The following is a 15518-nucleotide window of genomic DNA, read 5'->3' as shown; positions in this document are numbered from 1 at the left end:
ACAGCTGGCAAACCCTGTGCTAACTTCCATCGACATAACCGGTTACAAAAATAACAATCAAGCGTGATCCGGAATGTCATCCCCATGAATGTAAAAGTCCAAGACCCGACTTTCGAACTGGCGCTGGTCTCGCCGTTCCTCCTGCAAACCCTCGCCGAAGTCGCGCAGAACAAGGGCGTCGACCCCGAAAGCCTGTGCCGTGGCCTGGGCTTCACCCTTGAAGATCTGCAAGACCCGGCGCAGCGAATTTCCTATCGCCAGGCCGTGGCAATGATTCAACGCGCACTCAAAGTGCTGCCCAATCAAGGTTTGGGGCTGTGGGTCGGCGCGCAGAACGTGCTGGGTACGCTGGGTTTGCTTGGGCATGTGTTGTCGCTGTGCAAGACTTTGCGCGATGCCTTTGCCCTCGGGATTCGTCATCAGCACACCTCGGGCGGGATTGTGGTGTCCAGTGTCGATGTGGTCGGCGCTCAGGTGCATCTCGATGCTGAATGTCGCTTGCTGTTTGCCGATGTTCAGGTGTTCGCGGTGGAAGAGTTTTTCGCCAGTTTGCTGGTGTACGGCCGAGCTTTGGCGGGCGCTGATTTCAAGCCGATTGCCGTCGAGTTTGTGCACGCCGCGCCGGATTACCTCAGCGAATACCATCGTCTGCTGGGACCGGAGGTGCGTTTTGGTTGCTTGCACAATCGCATGCTGATCGATGTGCAATGGCTGGACGTCAACTTGCCCAATCATCATTCGCTGGCGCTGCGTCAGGCCGTCGCCTTGCTGGAGCTGGAAGCGGCGCAGGTGCATCAGAAGCTTGATCTGATTCAGGCGGTGGAGCGGGCGATTGCCCGGGATCTGAGTCGCGGCAGCCATATCGAAAAGATTGCCGGTGATTTGAACATGAGCAGTCGCACATTGCGTCGGCGCTTGACCGAGCATGCGCTGACGTTTGAGGCGCTGCTGGAGCAGGTGCGCCAGGCGCGGACGATGAGTTTGCTGGCCAATCCTGATATGCCGATCGAGCGGATCACTGAAGAAGTCGGCTACAGCGATGTGCGCAGTTTTCGCCGGGCGTTCAAGCGCTGGACGGGGCTCAGCCCGAGTGCGTGGCGGCATGAGAGCACTACGGCTTAGTGCACATGACCCTTTGTGGCGAGGGGATTTATCCCCGATGGGCTGCGAAGCAGTCCTGAAAACCGGTCACCGCGATTTATCAGATGTACCGAATTGAATGAAATTGGGGCTGCTTCGCAGTCCATCAGGGATAAATTCCCTCGCCACAGGTCATCGTCAGCGCCTTCTGAATCCCCACAAACTGTCCGGCCACAGGTAAACTCCCGCGCACTTTTCCAAGGAGTTCACATGAGTTACTACCAGCCGGGCATTCTCGCCACCCCCGTTCCTGCGCAAGCGCGCCACCTGTTTTTCGCCCTCGAGTCGGTAGCAGCACTGCCGCAGGCGATCGACAACCTGATCAATCAGGTGGACGGCAAGTCGGCAGTGGTCGGTTTTGGCGAGTCCCTGGCCAAGGCCCTCAACGTGCAGATCGACGGCCTGCGCAGCTTCCCGGCCATGAGCGGCGTCGGCGTCGAAAACCCGTCGACCCAACACGCACTGTGGGTCTGGCTGCACGGCGTCGACCGTGGTGAACTGCTCAATCGTTGCGACGCCCTCGAAGCCGCACTGGCCCCGGCGCTGCGCCTGGTCGAAATGCAGGAAGCCTTCCGCCACAAGGACGGCCACGACCTCACCGGTTACGAAGACGGCACCGAAAACCCGCACGACGAAGCCGCCATCGCCGCCGCCCTGCAAAGCGCCGGCACTGACGGCATGATCGGTGGCAGCTTCGCCGCGATCCAGCAGTGGCAGCACGACCTCAAGGGTTTCCACAAACTCTCGGCCGATGACAAAGACAACATCATGGGCCGTCGCCTCAGCGACAACGAAGAGATCGACGACGCGCCCGTTTCCGCCCACGTCAAACGCACCGCGCAGGAAAGCTTCGCACCGGAAGCGTTCGTCGTGCGCCGCTCGATGCCGTGGATTGAAGGTGATCGCGCCGGGCTGATGTTCCTCGCCTTTGGTTTCTCGCTGGATGCCTTCGAAGCGCAATTGCGGCGCATGAGCGGCCTGGAAGATGGCATTACCGACGGTTTGTATCGCATCAGCCGGCCGATCACCGGCGGCTACTACTGGTGCCCGCCGCTGAAGGACGGTCACCTCGATCTGCGCGCCTTGCGCATCGGCTAAAGGAATGGACATGGACGTGGTGCGTTGGGGCATGATCGGTTGCGGCAGCGTCGCTGAACGCAAGAGCGGGCCGGCCTTCTATAAGGCGCCCGGTTCGGCGCTGGTGGCGGTGATGGGCCGACGCCTTGAGGCGGTGACTGACTACGCCGCGCGCCACGGCATTGCGCGGGTCTACACCGACGTCGATGCGCTGATCAACGATCCCGAGGTCGACGCGGTGTACATCGCCACGCCGCCCGACAGCCACCACGCCTACAGCCTGAAAGTCGCTGCCGCCGGCAAACATTGCTGCGTGGAAAAGCCGATGGCGCTGAACGCCGGGCAAAGCCGCGAGATGCAGCAGGCGTTTGCCGAGGCCGGATTGCATTTGTTTGTTTCCTACTACCGCCGTTCGTTGCCGCGTTTTGCGCAGGTTCGGCAGTGGCTGGAGGAGGGGCGTATTGGTGAGGTTCGGCATCTGAGCTGGACGCTGAGCAAAGCGCCGTCGCCGGTTGATCTGGACGGTCGCGACAACTGGCGTACCGATCCGGCGGTGGCCGGTGGCGGTTACTTTGCCGACCTCGCCAGCCATGGCTTTGACCTGTTCCAGTATCTGCTCGGCGACATTGTCGAAGTCGCTGGATTCACCGCGCGTCAAGCCGGTTTGTATGCCGCCGAAGATGCCGTCAGCGCCAGTTGGCGGTTTGCCTCCGGGGCGCTGGGCATGGGTTGCTGGAATTTTGTTGCGGATCGGCGCGAGGATCGCGTCGAGATTATCGGCAGCCTTGGGCGGATCAGTTTTTCGGTGTTTGATGAGCATCCCGTGCAATTGCATGCCGATGAAATCATTAGCCTGGAAATCCCGCATCACGAACATATTCAGTGGCATCACGTGCTGGGCATGAATGCGCATATTCGTGGTGGTTCAGAACATCCCGCCGTCGCCGAACAAGCGCTCAAGACCGATTGGGTCATGGATCAAATTCTCAAACGCCACTGACCTCCAGTCTTACACCATCCCCTGTGGGAGCTGGCTTGCCAGCGATAGCGGTGGTTCAGATAGCCAATCAGTTGGCTGACAGAACGCCATCGCTGGCAAGCCAGCTCCCACAGGGAATCGCGTGTGTCATGCATCTAAGGTTATGCCCAAACAATCTTTCTAACCTTGTCATAACAACTCTAAGATCACGTCATAACTCGTTATAACAAGTGATCCCGTGATGACCGATAACGTTCTCTCCCTCAGTAGCGTTCCTCTGCACACCCAATTACGCGACGTCCTCCGTGCGCGCATTCTCGACGGCGAATACCCGCAAGACAGCCAGATGCCTTCCGAAAGCGAGCTGGGTGCGCTGTTCAAAGTCAGCCGCATCACCGTGCGTCAGGCGCTCGGCGATCTGCAAAAAGAGGGGCTGATCTTCAAGATCCACGGCAAAGGCACCTTCGTCGCCAAGCCGAAAACCTTTCAAAACGTCAGCAGCCTGCAAGGCCTCGCCGAGTCGATGACCGGGCGTGGCTACGAGGTGATCAACCGCCTGCGCAGCTTCAAATTCATCCCGGCCGACAAGCGCGTCGCCGAGCGTTTGCAGGTCGCCGAAGGCGAGATCGTCGCGCAGATCAAACGCGTGCGGTTGATCAATCGCGAGCCGATTTCGCTGGAAATCACTTACCTGCCAAAAGCCGTCGGCGAGCGCCTGGAGAAGGCCGATCTGGTCACCCGCGACATCTTCCTGATCCTCGAAAACGACTGCGGCATCGCCCTCGGCCACGCAGATCTGGCCATCGACGCGGTGCTGGCCGACAGCGACCTGACCCAGGCGCTGAACGTCGAGGCTGGCTCGCCGATCATGCGCATTGAACGCCTGACCCACGACGCGCAGGGCGAGCCGCTGGACTTCGAACACCTTTACTACCGTGGCGATGCGTTCCAGTACCGCCTGCGGATCGACCGGCAAAAAGGGGAGCAGGCATGACCCGCAACGTTCTCGAACAGGAATACGACATCGTCGTCATCGGCGGTGGCACAGCAGGCCCGATGGCCGCGATCAAAGCCAAGGAAAAGAACCGCGACTTGCGCGTGTTGCTGGTCGACAAGGCCAACGTCAAACGCAGCGGCGCGATCAGCATGGGCATGGACGGCCTGAACAACGCGATCATTCCCGGGCACTCGACGCCTGAGCAGTACACCAAGGAAATCACCATCGCCAACGACGGCATCGTTAACCAAGCTGCGGTGTATGCCTACGCGACCCACAGCTTCGAAACCATCGAACAGTTGGATCGCTGGGGTGTGAAGTTCGAGAAGGACGAAACCGGCGATTACGCGGTGAAAAAAGTCCATCACATGGGCGCCTACGTGCTGCCGATGCCGGAAGGGCACGACATCAAAAAGGTCCTTTATCGCCAGTTGAAACGTGCGCGGGTGAGCATCACCAATCGCCTCGTCTGCACGCGGTTGCTGACTGACGAGGAGGGCGCCGTCAACGGTGTGATGGGCTTCGACTGCCGCACCGCCGACTTTCATGTGATCAAAGCCAAAGCGGTGATCCTCGCCTGCGGCGCCGCCGGACGACTCGGCCTGCCATCGTCGGGCTACCTGATGGGCACCTACGAAAACCCGACCAATGCCGGCGACGGCTATGCGATGGCTTATCACGCCGGCGCCGAACTGGCCAACCTCGAATGCTTCCAGATCAACCCGCTGATCAAGGATTACAACGGCCCGGCCTGCGCTTACGTCACCGGCCCGTTGGGCGGCTATACCGCCAACAACAAGGGCGAACGCTTCATCGAGTGCGACTACTGGAGCGGGCAGATGATGTGGGAGTTTCATCAGGAACTGGAGAGTGGCAACGGCCCGGTGTTCCTCAAACTCGATCACCTGGCCGAGGAAACCATCCAGAACATCGAGGAAATCCTGCACAGCAACGAGCGCCCGAGTCGCGGCCAGTTTCACGCCAATCGCGGCACCGATTACCGCACGCAAATGGTTGAAATGCACATCTCCGAAATCGGTTTTTGCAGCGGTCACTCGGCGTCTGGCGTGTGGGTCAATGAACGCGCCGAGACCTCGGTGAAAGGCTTGTACTCGGCGGGTGACATGGCCGCTGTGCCGCATAACTACATGCTCGGCGCGTTCACCTACGGCTGGTTTGCCGGGCACAACGCCGCTGATTTCGTCGCCGGGCGCGAGTTTTCCGCGCTGGATGCCGAGCAGATCGAGAAAGAAAAAGCCCGGGTCTACGCACCGCTGGATCGCGAACATGGCCTGCCGCCGGCACAGGTCGAGTACAAGCTACGACGCTTCGTCAACGATTACCTGCAACCGCCGAAAGTCACCAAGAAAATGCAGATCGGCCTGCAACGCTTCAGCGACATCGAACGCGATCTCGAGCAGATGAAGGCCAACAACGCCCACGAACTGATGCGTGCGATGGAGACCAGCGTGATCCGCGACTGCGCCGAAATGGCCGCCCGCGCCTCATTGTTCCGCGCCGAAAGCCGTTGGGGTCTGTACCACTATCGCGTCGATCACCCGCAGCGCAACGACAGCGAGTGGTTCTGCCATTGCCACCTGAAGAAGGGTGATGACGGCCAGATGACCAGTTTCAAGAAAGCCGTCGAGCCTTACATCATCCCGCTCGATGCCGAAGAAATGCAGGCCTACGACCGCTTGCGGGTCGGCGCTTTCGCCGCTTGATACATCAATAAATCAAAGAGTCCGAACCATGGCCTATCAAGCTCAGGAAATCTTCTTCCGCTCCAACGCCCCCGTCACCGTGGACGAGGACAAATGCATCGCCGAAAAGGGCTGCACCGTGTGCATCGACGTTTGCCCGATGGACTTGCTGGCGATCAACCCGGCGACGCAGAAGGCCTACATGGCGTTCGATGAATGCTGGTACTGCATGCCGTGCGAGAAGGATTGCCCGACGGGCGCCGTGAAAGTCGACATCCCCTATCTCCTGCGTTGAAACCCGATCCCTTGTAGGAGTGAGCCTGCTCGCGATAGCGGTGGGTCAGATGTAGATGTGCTGGCTGACACACCGCTATCGCGAGCAGGCTCACTCCTACAGTAGATCTACGACACCGCAAAGCCATCCGGAAACACCGGACGCTGGATTCACCGAAAACCCCTCGTTTCCCACCGCGCCCTGATCGCGGCGGAGACGAACTCAAATAAATGATTCGAGGGGAAACAACCATGTTGCGTGCAGCAATCGCCGGTCTGGTACTGGCTTCGTTCACCTTGTCGGCCTCGGCCGAAACCATCCGCATCGCCATCGGCACCCAGGACACCACCATCAACTGCGCCGCTGGCGGGTTGTTGATTCGAGAGCTGGGCCTGCTCGACAAATACCTGCCCCACGACGGCGCCTACAAAGACGCCAAGTACGACGTGCAGTGGAAGAACTTCACCAGTGGCGCACCGCTGACCAACGAGATGGTTGCCGGCAAACTCGACTTCGGCGCCATGGCCGATTTCCCCGGCGCGTTCAACGGCGTGGCGTTTGAAACCGCTGGCAAGCACAGCCTGTTCATCAGCGTGTTGTCGGGCAGTATCAAGGGCAGCGGCAACGGCATCGTCGTGCCGAGCGCGTCGGGTGTGCAGTCGCTGAGCGAACTCAAAGGCAAGACTATTTCCGTACCGTTTGCCTCCACCGCCCACGGCATGTTGCTGCGTGCCGTGGCGGCGCAGGGTTGGGACCCGCTGAAAGACGTCAACATCATCGCCCAGCCACCAGAAGTCGCCGGCTCCGCGTTGCAGGCCGGCAAGATCGACGCCCACGCCGATTTTGTGCCGTTCGCCGAACTGTTCCCAAGCCGGGGCTTCGCCCGCAAGATCTACGACGGCGCCCAGGCCAATGCACCGACGTTCCACGGTGCGCTGGTGGATCAGGCGTACGCGAAGAAGTATCCGGAGGTCGTCGTTGCTTACCTGCGCGCGAGCATCGAGGCCAATCAGTTGCTCACCGCTGAGCCTGAGAAATACAGCGAACTGATCGCCAAAGTCACCGGTGTCGATGCCGAGGTGAATTACCTGTTCCACGGCCCGCTCGGTGTGCAAACCCGCGACCTGAGCTGGAAGCCTGAATATCGCCAGGCGGTCGGCACGGCGATCGATACGCTGAAGCTGCTGAAGAAGGCTGATCGCGGGCTCGATCTGAACAATTTCATCGACGACCAGTACATCCGTGCGGCGTTCAAAGCATCGAACCTCGATTACACCGCGCAACTGGCCAACTACGCGCAGACGCCGCTGAAGGCCACGGATGCAGCGTCCGGTAAAGCGATCACTGACTTCAGCCATGTCGCTGAAATCTGGGTGCGCGGCGAAGACAAAGTGCGCCAGTACGCCTCGGCGGAAGAGGCGTTCACTGCACTGGCCGCGTTGAAGCAGGAAGGCAAAAACATCCGTGCGGTGTATGCGCAGGCCAGTGACAGCGGGATCAAGTTGCTCGCTGAACAGGCGTGGTTTGCCAGTGATGCGAAAGGGCGTCTGAGCGCGTTCCTGCTCAAAGGCCAGGCCCAGCAATACGCCTCGGCCCAGGGCGGCAAAGTCCTCGATTTCACCGACGCCACCACCCAGGCCGTCGCCACCCGCTAACCGACATCCCCCTGTAGGAGCTGCCGCAGGCTGCGATCTTTTGATGTTGACTTTAAAAAACAAGATCAAAAGATCGCAGCCTGCGGCAGCTCCTACAGGGGTTGGGTTGAGAGGAATTATCGTGTACCGATCATTTACGCGTTGGGTTCCGCGGGCCGCCTCCTTGCTGCTCTGCCTGCTGTTCTGGCAACTCGCCGCCAGTCACCACTGGAACCTCGGCCTCGTTACCTTCGCCAACGTGCCGACGCCTGTCGCGGTGATCGAAGCAGCATTGGGCCTGGGCGACTCCGGCAAGCTCCTGCAACACCTGACCGCCAGCCTCAGCCGTGTCTTCGCCGGCTATCTCGCCGCGCTAGTGATCGGCATCGCCCTGGGCTTGGCCATCGGCCGCTCGAAATGGGCCGAAGACTTGCTGCTGCCACCGCTGGAAGTCCTGCGCCCGATCCCCGCCGTCGCGTGGATTCCGCTGGCGATCCTGATGTTCCCGTCCTCTGAACTGTCGATGGTCTTCATAACCTTCACCGGCGCACTGTTCCCGATCCTGCTCAACACCGTGCACGGCGTAGAAGGCGTCGATCCACGCCTGATCGCCTCAGCCAAAAGCCTTGGGGCAGGGCACCGGGCGATCCTGCTGGAAGTGATTCTGCCGGGTGCTGCGCCAAGCATCATCACGGGGCTGGCGATCGGCATGGGCACTTCGTGGTTCTGCCTGGTGACGGCGGAAATGATCTCCGGCCAGTTCGGCATCGGTTACTACACCTGGGAGTCCTACACGATTCAGAACTACGCCGACATCGTCGTCGGCATGCTCTTGATCGGTGTGCTGGGCATGGGCAGCAGTCTGCTGATCAAACGTCTGGGCGGGTTGTTCACGCCCTGGCATCGACCGCGAGGAAAAGCCTGATGAGCGCGATGCAAACCCCGGAAGGGCGGATCGATATTCGCCAATTGTCCATCGTCCTCGGCCAAGGAAGTGAAGCGTTCGAAGCGGTGCGGGAACTCGATTGCCAGATCGAACCCGGCCAGTTCGTGTGCATTCTCGGCCCGTCCGGTTGTGGCAAATCGACCTTGCTCGGTGCGCTGGCCGGGCATTTGAGTGCGCACGCCGGCAGCCTCAAAGTCGATGGCGGCGAAGTGTCCGGGCCGTCACCGCAGCGCGGCATGGTGTTCCAGCATCACACGCTGTTTCCGTGGCGCACGGTGCGTGACAACGTGGCATTCGGCCTGAAAATGCGCGGCATCGGCAAGGCTGAACGGCATCGCGCCGCCGATGACATTCTCAAACTGGTCGGCCTCGAAGGCTTCGCCGAGCGTTGGCCCGATCAACTGTCCGGCGGCATGCAGCAACGCGTGGAAATCGCCCGGGTGCTGGTCAATCGCCCGCGCCTGTTGCTGATGGACGAGCCGTTCGGCGCGCTGGATGCGCTGACCCGGCTGAACATGCAAGAGCTGCTGCTGGACATCTGGACGCGCATCCGCACCACCGTAGTGTTCGTCACCCACGATATCGACGAGGCGCTGTTCCTCGCCGATCGCTTGCTGGTGATGAGCGCGCGGCCGGGGCGAATCATCGAAGATTTGCGTCTGGAGTTCGCCCGCCCGCGCACCAGCGAACTGGTGACCAGCGCCGAATTTTCCCGCCTCAAGCGCCACTGCCTCGACCTGCTGCGCCACGACGACGACCGACCGCTGCCGCGCCTCAATCCGCTCGGCCTGCCTCCCGAAAACCCTTTGCCGCGATTTGCCCTATGACCTCTATTTTTGCTGTGACCGATAACGACGACATCCTCGCCCTGCAACCGCGCCTGACTGCAGAAGACGCTGGCGTGCGCCGTATTGCCCTGATTGATCTGGCCGATCTCGAAGAGCCGGATGGCTTGCTCTGGCTGGTTGATCGGCTGGGACAAGATCCTGCCGAAGAAGTCCGCGCCGAAGCCGCGCGGTTGCTGGAAGCCTGGGAGGATGAGGAAGTCGTGCAAGCGCTGTGCGAGGCGCTGACCGATTCGGCGCCCGCCGTGCGATCCGCTGCCGCGCAGAGTCTGAGCTTGCTGAAAACCGAAGCGGCGGGGCAGGTGATTCTGCCGTGGACTGATCATGCGGATGTCAGCGTGCGTATCGCGGCGTTCCGTGCCTTGCGTGAGTTGCGTTTCGCCGATGCCGCGCCTGCTGCAGTCACCGCGCTGAACGATGCCGACGCCAGTGTTCGTCGCGAAGCCGTCGGGGTGCTCGGCTGGCTCAAGCAACTTGACGCATTACCGGCATTAGCCCGATTGGCCAGCGATGACCCCGACACCGAAGTGCGCCGCGCGGCCACCGGCGCGTTGGGCCTGGCCTCCAGCGCCGAAGTCCTGCCGGCTCTGCGTCAGGCCTTGCAGGACAGCGCCTGGCAAGTGCGCGAAGAAGCCGCGACGACCTTGGGCAAGGTCGGCCACATTGATGCGGGCTCAGCGTTGGTCGAAGCGCTGAGCGACGATTATTGGCAAGTGCGTTTGCGCGCCACCCGCAGCCTCGGTCGTTTGCGTTTCGCGCCGGCACTCGACGCGTTGATCGACACCCTCGGCCATCGCATCAGCAATCTGCGCAAAGAGGCCGCGCTGGCCTTGGGCGAGTTGCATGATCGCGGTGCCGTGGCCGCGTTGCAGGCTGCGCAGGATGACGGCGACCCGGAAGTGCGCAAAGCCGTGCGCATTGCCCTGAGTCAATTGCAATGAACCCGCTGTCGGTCAGTAACTCGCAAAGCGAGCGGACGTTACGCCTGGGTTGGCCAGACGGCCGCGAACAGCAACTCAACCACGCCGAACTGCGCCGCCAGTGTCCCTGCTCGCAATGCCGCGCCTTCCGCCTGAAAGGCCTGACGCCGATGGTCGATGATCGCGTACGCCTGATCGAACTCAACCCCCAGGGCTACGGCGTACAACTGATCTTCAGCGACGGCCACCAACGCGGCATCTACCCGTGGCCCTATCTGGCAAACCTATGACAATCCCTGTAGGAGCTGCCGAAGGCTGCGATCTTTTGATCCTGTTTTTAACAATCAACATCAAAAGATCGCAGCCTTCGGCAGCTCCTACATTGATCATTGCCAATTGCCAATCAGCAATCAGCCAGTCGGGTTATTGCGCGGCGGTCATTGAAGGCCGGCAGCCATGGAAAATATCCAGCCCCGGTTGATACAGCGAGGTCTTTACCTCAAACAACCCCAGCAACGAGTGAAACAGGTTGTCGTGGCTCAGATCTGCCTGCGCAGTCTTGCCTTGCAGGCACCCGCGATCAATCCCTTCATTGGCCAGTGTGTGATCACCAAACCACATCACCATCGGCACATGCGTTTGCGCTTCAGGCGCCAGCGCATAGGGCGCCGCATGCAGATAGAGGCCATTTTCGCCCAGCGATTCACCGTGATCGGAGACGTACACCATCGACGTATCCAGTGTCTGTTGATTGCGCTTGAGCAACTCGATGACCTTGGCGAGAAAGTGGTCGGTGTACAAAATCGTGTTGTCGTACACGTTCACCAGTTCATCGCGGCTGCAACTGCCCAACTGGTTGGTGTGGCAGATCGGCTTGAAACGCTCCATGTCTTGCGGGTAGCGCTGGTAATACTCGGGGCCGTGGCTACCGTCCGCATGCAGGACGATGATCGCGTGGCCCTTGAGGCTGTCGATGTAGCCTTGCAGGTCCGCCAGCAGCGATTCATCGAGGCAGTTGTTGCCGTCGCAGAACGGCCCCGGCTGGTTCTTCGCGATGTCGCGGTGCGGTACGCGCAGGCAGGTGCCTTTGCAGTCGCTGTTGTTGTCCAGCCACAGCACCTGCACGCCGGCGCGCTGGAGGATGTCGAGCAGGCCTTGGTAGGTTTTGCCTTTCTTGTCGCTGTAGTCCTCACGCGGGAACATCGAGAACATGCACGGTACCGACACCGCCGTCGACGTGCCGCAGGAATGCACTTGAGTGAAATTGAGGATGTCGAGTTTGCTCAACTCGGGATTGGTCTCGCGCTCATAGCCGTTCAGCGAAAAGTGATCGGCGCGGGCGGTTTCACCGACCACGAAGACCATCAGCGATTTTTTCTCGCGACTGGCAGCCTTGGCGCTCATCACCGCGTCTTCGCCGATGGCCTGCACCACGAAGTGCTTTTTGATGCCCAGGCGTTGCTTGGTGTATTTGCTGATCGCGTAGATGTAATTGGTCGGGTTGATGAAGTGAGTGAGCTTGTCTTCTTCGCGAAAGATCGGCGCGTAAGTCGAATAGAACGTGCCCACTGAGGCGGCGATCACCAGCACGCAACCGACGATCACCAGAACCTTGTTGAGCAACCCGCGAAAGAACGGCCGATAACTCACCGGCCAACGCCAGATCAGCGCCGCCGGCAACACACCGAGCAGCAACACGTAAGCGAGCAACTTGCCGTTGAACAGCGCGGCGGCTTCGGATGGATTGGTTTCAAAGACGTTCTGGATCATCACCGTGTCGATGGTGATCCCGTATTCATTCATGAAATACGCCGCGCAGGCCGAGAGCAGGGCAACCACGGTGAGCACCGGTTTCAGCGTCCAGCGAAATGACACCAGCGTCAGCAGCAGAGTGATAGCCGCCCACAAAAACAGCCCGAACGAGGCGAAGAACCCCAGTTTGTGCGCGCCTTGCAAAGTGATCAGCGTGCCCAGCGCCTTCCAGGTCGCCAGGTTGTACAGCGCGACCAATGCCAGGGAAAACAGCAGCACCAGTCGGGTCGGAGTGATGGACGGTAAGCGCAGTCCGTTGCCCAAAGCCATTCGCACTTTTCCTCTACTCAAATAGAAAACACACACGGTTGCGCGTGTAACAGTAGAAGAACAATAGTAAAAATTCCGTAAACATCCTGTAACAAGTCGAAAGCACAGCAAAACCCTGTAGGAGCTGCCGAAGGCTGCGATCTTTTGATCTTGATCTTTAAAAACAAGATCAAAAGATCGCAGCCTTCGGCAGCTCCTACAGTGGGGGCGTGGGGTTCAGAAGGATTTGCTTAGGCTGGCGACGACGGTGGCGGTGCAGACGTCTTTGAAGCCCCAGTTGCTCAGGCATTGGCTTTGTGAGAGGTCAGTGTCGATGTAGCTCAGGCCCAACACCACGCCGGCGAGGTTGTGAGTGAGTTTCACCTCCCATTCGCGGTACGAGTCTTCAGCGCTGCCCGACGCCGAGTACAAATGCGGATCCTTGAAATCCATGTTGCCGTAACGCAGCTTCAGCCCCGAGTCATACGGCAGTTCAGTTTCATAACCGATGTAGGTGTACAGCGAGTTCTGCTTGCTATCGATCCCCGGCGCGTCGCTGGAGTAATACGCCGCCAGTTTCACCCCGTACACGCCGAGAATTCCGTAGACCTCGCTCTGGTTGAACTGGCTTTCCTTGGGGTAGGCGTATTTGATGTAGCCCAGATCAAGGCTGACATCCTCGGTCGCCTGCCACAGCCAACCGCCGTAGTAATCGACTTCCTGGCGGGTTTTCAGGCCGCCGCCGAAATCAACGTTGGAGCTCCATGCGCCAAGGTACAGTCCGCTGCTGTGAGCGAGGGTCAAACCGGCCTGCACGGCAGGATCGTTTTGCGTTTGCGAGATGCCGCGAGTGCGGTAATCGCTGACTAAATTCAGGTCCACCACCAGCGCAAAATCATCGTTCAAAGGGATCGCTTGGCTGCTCAAGGGCAGCGCGCTCAATAAACTCAGGGCGAACAGGGGCAAGGCTTTCATGTGAAGTCCCGATGTTGTGATTGTTTTGGGGGCAGGAGGTAAACCTGTAGGAGCTGCCGAAGGCTGCGATCTTTTGATCTTGGTTTTTAAAATCAAAGTCAAAAGATCGCAGCCTGCGGCAGCTCCTACTTGGGAGAGATTTTCTTGTTATTGGGTGGCGGTGTAGACCTGACGGCCGCCGAACCAGGTTTGCAGCACTTTGGTGTCATGCAGGGCTTTGTTGTCGACGCTGAACACGTCGCGATCCAGCACGATAAAGTCCGCCTGCTTGCCCGGCGTCAGCGAGCCGATCTGTTTCTCCAGACCAATCGTGCGCGCCGCGTTGACCGTGTAGGCGTAGAACATGGTGTCGCGGTCCAGACGCTCATCAGCATTGAGTACGCCCAACGGGCCGACGCGGGTGATCGCCTGCGCCATGGCGTTGAACGGGTTCGGCGACGACACCGGCCAGTCACTCGCGCCGGCAATCGTCGCGCCTTGTTTGAGCAGCGAATGCGCCGGGTACTGATAGCGGAAGGCGAGGGCGCTGACGTAGGGCTTGATCATGTCAGTGGTGTAGTCGTCGGCGCTGGCCCAGAGCAATTGCATCGAGGCGATGACGTTGAGCGGTTTGAAACGGGCGAACTCTTTCGGGTTGACCATTTGCAGGTGAGTGATCGAATGGGTCACACCGCTCTGGCGATCCTTGCGCGCCTGGGCGATGCCGTTCAGCGATTCACGCACCGCGCGGTCGCCGATGGCGTGGATGTGCACCAGCCAGCCGCGTTGGTCGATGGCGCTGACCAGTTCGCCGAAATGCTGCGGGTCGATCAGCAGTTCGCCCTGTTTGTGCGAATTGCTGTACGGATCGATCATCGCCGCGCTCTGCGCCGGGAACTCGATCACGCCGTCGGCGAAGATCTTGATCCCGGGTAACGTCAGATTCGGGATGCCTTGGAATTGCTGGCGCACCTTGTCCAGCGTGTCGAGGTCGGCGGGCACGCTTTTCGGGTTGGCGACCAGCAGCGCCGCGACATGCACGCTCATGTCGCCGCTTTCCGACAACGCTTTATAGGCCGGCAGCACGCCGACGGTTTTCTCGGTGGGTTTGAGCGCGAACACCGCTTCGCCCGGGGCGGCGTTGGCGGCCGGGTCCATCCACGCGGTGATGCCGAGGCTGTTGTTGTAGCGCACGGCGGATTTGGCGGCATTGAGCATGTCGGCGGGGCTCGGCACCGGCATTTTCGAGGCGACCCGATCCCAACCGGCGTCGACCACAAAGCCGTTCGGTTCGCCGCTGGCCAGTTTGCCGATGGTGTCTTTTTCCGCGTCGGGCAGGGTTTTCAGCAGGGCCGCATCAATCCCGGCACGCTTGAGCATGACGTTGTTGGCCCACGCGGTGTGGTGGTCGCTGCCGATAAACACCACCGGCACATCGGCCCATTCGCCGCTGTTGAAGGTGTTGCCCAAGGCCTCGGCTTGCGCCCAATAAGCCGAACTCATCCCGGCAATGCTCAGCACGTCGCCATGTTTGGCCTTGCCGTCTGCACGCCAGTCGCGCAGACGTTTTTGCAGCTCGTCGAGATCGACGACTTCGTCTTCCATGTTCGCCGAAACCATTTCCAGTCCGCCGAAAATCGCGTGGGAGTGGCTGTCGATCAGGCCGGGCATCAGCGCTTTGCCCTTGAGGTCGATGACTTGAGTGCCGGGTTCGATCAAGGCTTTGATCTGCGCGTCGGTGCCAACTTTCAACACTTTGCCGTTTTCCACGGCGAGGGCCTGAACCTTCGGTTGCGCACGGTCGGCGGTGAAAATCTTGCCGTTGAGCAGGATCAGATCAGGGGCGGCCATGGCTTCCATCGAGGCAAAACTTACAGCGGCTACCAACAGACTCGGGATGAATCTTTTCATTGAAGATTTCCTTGTTATTGCGTCTGATGGCGAGATTAGTGGCTGGCAGCGGCTGACAGAACGCCTCCCGCACGAAA

Annotated in this window: 14 protein-coding genes; 11 read left to right on the top strand and 3 right to left on the bottom strand. The window is 60.1% G+C overall.

Annotated features, from left to right (window positions below):
- Positions 1-84 precede the first annotated feature (84 nt).
- The 11 genes from ACZZ0B_RS12835 to ACZZ0B_RS12785 all read left to right on the top strand — a co-directional run bounded on the left by ACZZ0B_RS12835 (position 85) and on the right by ACZZ0B_RS12785 (position 10805).
- A complete protein-coding gene (locus tag ACZZ0B_RS12835; protein ID WP_463545378.1) occupies positions 85-1122 on the top strand; it encodes an AraC family transcriptional regulator in 1038 nt (345 codons plus the stop codon).
- Positions 1123-1350: 228 nt separating this feature from the next.
- On the top strand, positions 1351-2238 hold the full coding sequence (locus tag ACZZ0B_RS12830) for a Dyp-type peroxidase (RefSeq protein WP_440095199.1): 888 nt from the start codon (positions 1351-1353) through the stop codon (positions 2236-2238).
- A gap of 10 nt (positions 2239-2248) precedes the next feature.
- The gene (locus ACZZ0B_RS12825; protein ID WP_440095201.1) at positions 2249-3217 is read left to right on the top strand and encodes a Gfo/Idh/MocA family protein; all 969 of its coding nucleotides are present in this window, start codon (positions 2249-2251) and stop codon (positions 3215-3217) included.
- 220 nt (positions 3218-3437) lie between these two features.
- On the top strand, positions 3438-4190 hold the full coding sequence (locus tag ACZZ0B_RS12820) for a GntR family transcriptional regulator (RefSeq protein ID WP_463545377.1): 753 nt from the start codon (positions 3438-3440) through the stop codon (positions 4188-4190).
- Positions 4187-5917: a fumarate reductase/succinate dehydrogenase flavoprotein subunit gene (locus ACZZ0B_RS12815; protein ID WP_463545376.1), complete on the top strand. Its 1731-nt coding sequence runs from the start codon at positions 4187-4189 to the stop codon at positions 5915-5917. Before ACZZ0B_RS12820 ends, ACZZ0B_RS12815 begins: the two co-directional genes overlap by 4 nt.
- Positions 5918-5945: 28 nt before the next feature.
- The gene (locus ACZZ0B_RS12810; RefSeq protein WP_401389261.1) at positions 5946-6191 is read left to right on the top strand and encodes a 4Fe-4S dicluster domain-containing protein; all 246 of its coding nucleotides are present in this window, start codon (positions 5946-5948) and stop codon (positions 6189-6191) included.
- Positions 6192-6421: 230 nt separating this feature from the next.
- Complete coding sequence (locus tag ACZZ0B_RS12805; protein WP_463545375.1) at positions 6422-7825, top strand: ABC transporter substrate-binding protein; 1404 nt, start codon at positions 6422-6424, stop codon at positions 7823-7825.
- 121 nt (positions 7826-7946) lie between these two features.
- A complete protein-coding gene (locus ACZZ0B_RS12800) occupies positions 7947-8729 on the top strand; it encodes an ABC transporter permease (RefSeq protein WP_463545374.1) in 783 nt (260 codons plus the stop codon).
- Positions 8729-9577 (top strand): ABC transporter ATP-binding protein, encoded by an 849-nt coding sequence (locus tag ACZZ0B_RS12795; RefSeq protein WP_463545373.1) that lies wholly within the window; start codon positions 8729-8731, stop codon positions 9575-9577. The genes ACZZ0B_RS12800 and ACZZ0B_RS12795 overlap by 1 nt, the downstream gene beginning before the upstream one ends.
- Positions 9574-10536 carry a HEAT repeat domain-containing protein gene (locus ACZZ0B_RS12790; protein ID WP_463545372.1) on the top strand — a complete coding sequence of 321 codons (963 nt, stop codon included), beginning with the start codon at positions 9574-9576 and terminating at the stop codon, positions 10534-10536. Before ACZZ0B_RS12795 ends, ACZZ0B_RS12790 begins: the two co-directional genes overlap by 4 nt.
- A complete protein-coding gene (locus ACZZ0B_RS12785) occupies positions 10533-10805 on the top strand; it encodes a DUF971 domain-containing protein (RefSeq protein WP_463545371.1) in 273 nt (90 codons plus the stop codon). Before ACZZ0B_RS12790 ends, ACZZ0B_RS12785 begins: the two co-directional genes overlap by 4 nt.
- Positions 10806-10938: 133 nt before the next feature.
- Here ACZZ0B_RS12785 and ACZZ0B_RS12780 read toward each other — a convergent pair whose 3' ends face one another.
- From ACZZ0B_RS12780 to ACZZ0B_RS12770, 3 genes are all read right to left on the bottom strand, one after another.
- Positions 10939-12597: a phosphoethanolamine transferase gene (locus ACZZ0B_RS12780; protein ID WP_463545370.1), complete on the bottom strand. Its 1659-nt coding sequence runs from the start codon at positions 12595-12597 to the stop codon at positions 10939-10941.
- Positions 12598-12813: 216 nt separating this feature from the next.
- Positions 12814-13551: a TorF family putative porin gene (locus tag ACZZ0B_RS12775; RefSeq protein WP_463545369.1), complete on the bottom strand. Its 738-nt coding sequence runs from the start codon at positions 13549-13551 to the stop codon at positions 12814-12816.
- Positions 13552-13698: 147 nt separating this feature from the next.
- The gene (locus tag ACZZ0B_RS12770) at positions 13699-15441 is read right to left on the bottom strand and encodes an amidohydrolase (protein WP_463545368.1); all 1743 of its coding nucleotides are present in this window, start codon (positions 15439-15441) and stop codon (positions 13699-13701) included.
- Positions 15442-15518 lie beyond the last annotated feature (77 nt).

The organism is Pseudomonas sp. AC247 (assembly GCF_979258015.1).
This window is presented reverse-complemented; position numbering and strand designations above follow the sequence as displayed.

Bases quoted from the DNA above. Each gene is read 5' to 3' on its own strand.
- ACZZ0B_RS12815 (WP_463545376.1), top strand. From the start codon at position 4,187: ATGACCCGCAACGTTCTCGAACAGGAATACGACATCGTCGTCATCGGC.
- ACZZ0B_RS12795 (WP_463545373.1), top strand. From the start codon at position 8,729: ATGAGCGCGATGCAAACCCCGGAAGGGCGGATCGATATTCGCCAATTG.
- ACZZ0B_RS12790 (WP_463545372.1), top strand. From the start codon at position 9,574: ATGACCTCTATTTTTGCTGTGACCGATAACGACGACATCCTCGCCCTG.
- ACZZ0B_RS12810 (WP_401389261.1), top strand. From the start codon at position 5,946: ATGGCCTATCAAGCTCAGGAAATCTTCTTCCGCTCCAACGCCCCCGTC.
- ACZZ0B_RS12780 (WP_463545370.1), bottom strand. From the start codon at position 12,597: ATGGCTTTGGGCAACGGACTGCGCTTACCGTCCATCACTCCGACCCGA.
- ACZZ0B_RS12785 (WP_463545371.1), top strand. From the start codon at position 10,533: ATGAACCCGCTGTCGGTCAGTAACTCGCAAAGCGAGCGGACGTTACGC.
- ACZZ0B_RS12770 (WP_463545368.1), bottom strand. From the start codon at position 15,441: ATGAAAAGATTCATCCCGAGTCTGTTGGTAGCCGCTGTAAGTTTTGCC.
- ACZZ0B_RS12835 (WP_463545378.1), top strand. From the start codon at position 85: ATGAATGTAAAAGTCCAAGACCCGACTTTCGAACTGGCGCTGGTCTCG.
- ACZZ0B_RS12830 (WP_440095199.1), top strand. From the start codon at position 1,351: ATGAGTTACTACCAGCCGGGCATTCTCGCCACCCCCGTTCCTGCGCAA.
- ACZZ0B_RS12775 (WP_463545369.1), bottom strand. From the start codon at position 13,551: ATGAAAGCCTTGCCCCTGTTCGCCCTGAGTTTATTGAGCGCGCTGCCC.
- ACZZ0B_RS12825 (WP_440095201.1), top strand. From the start codon at position 2,249: ATGGACGTGGTGCGTTGGGGCATGATCGGTTGCGGCAGCGTCGCTGAA.
- ACZZ0B_RS12820 (WP_463545377.1), top strand. From the start codon at position 3,438: ATGACCGATAACGTTCTCTCCCTCAGTAGCGTTCCTCTGCACACCCAA.
- ACZZ0B_RS12805 (WP_463545375.1), top strand. From the start codon at position 6,422: ATGTTGCGTGCAGCAATCGCCGGTCTGGTACTGGCTTCGTTCACCTTG.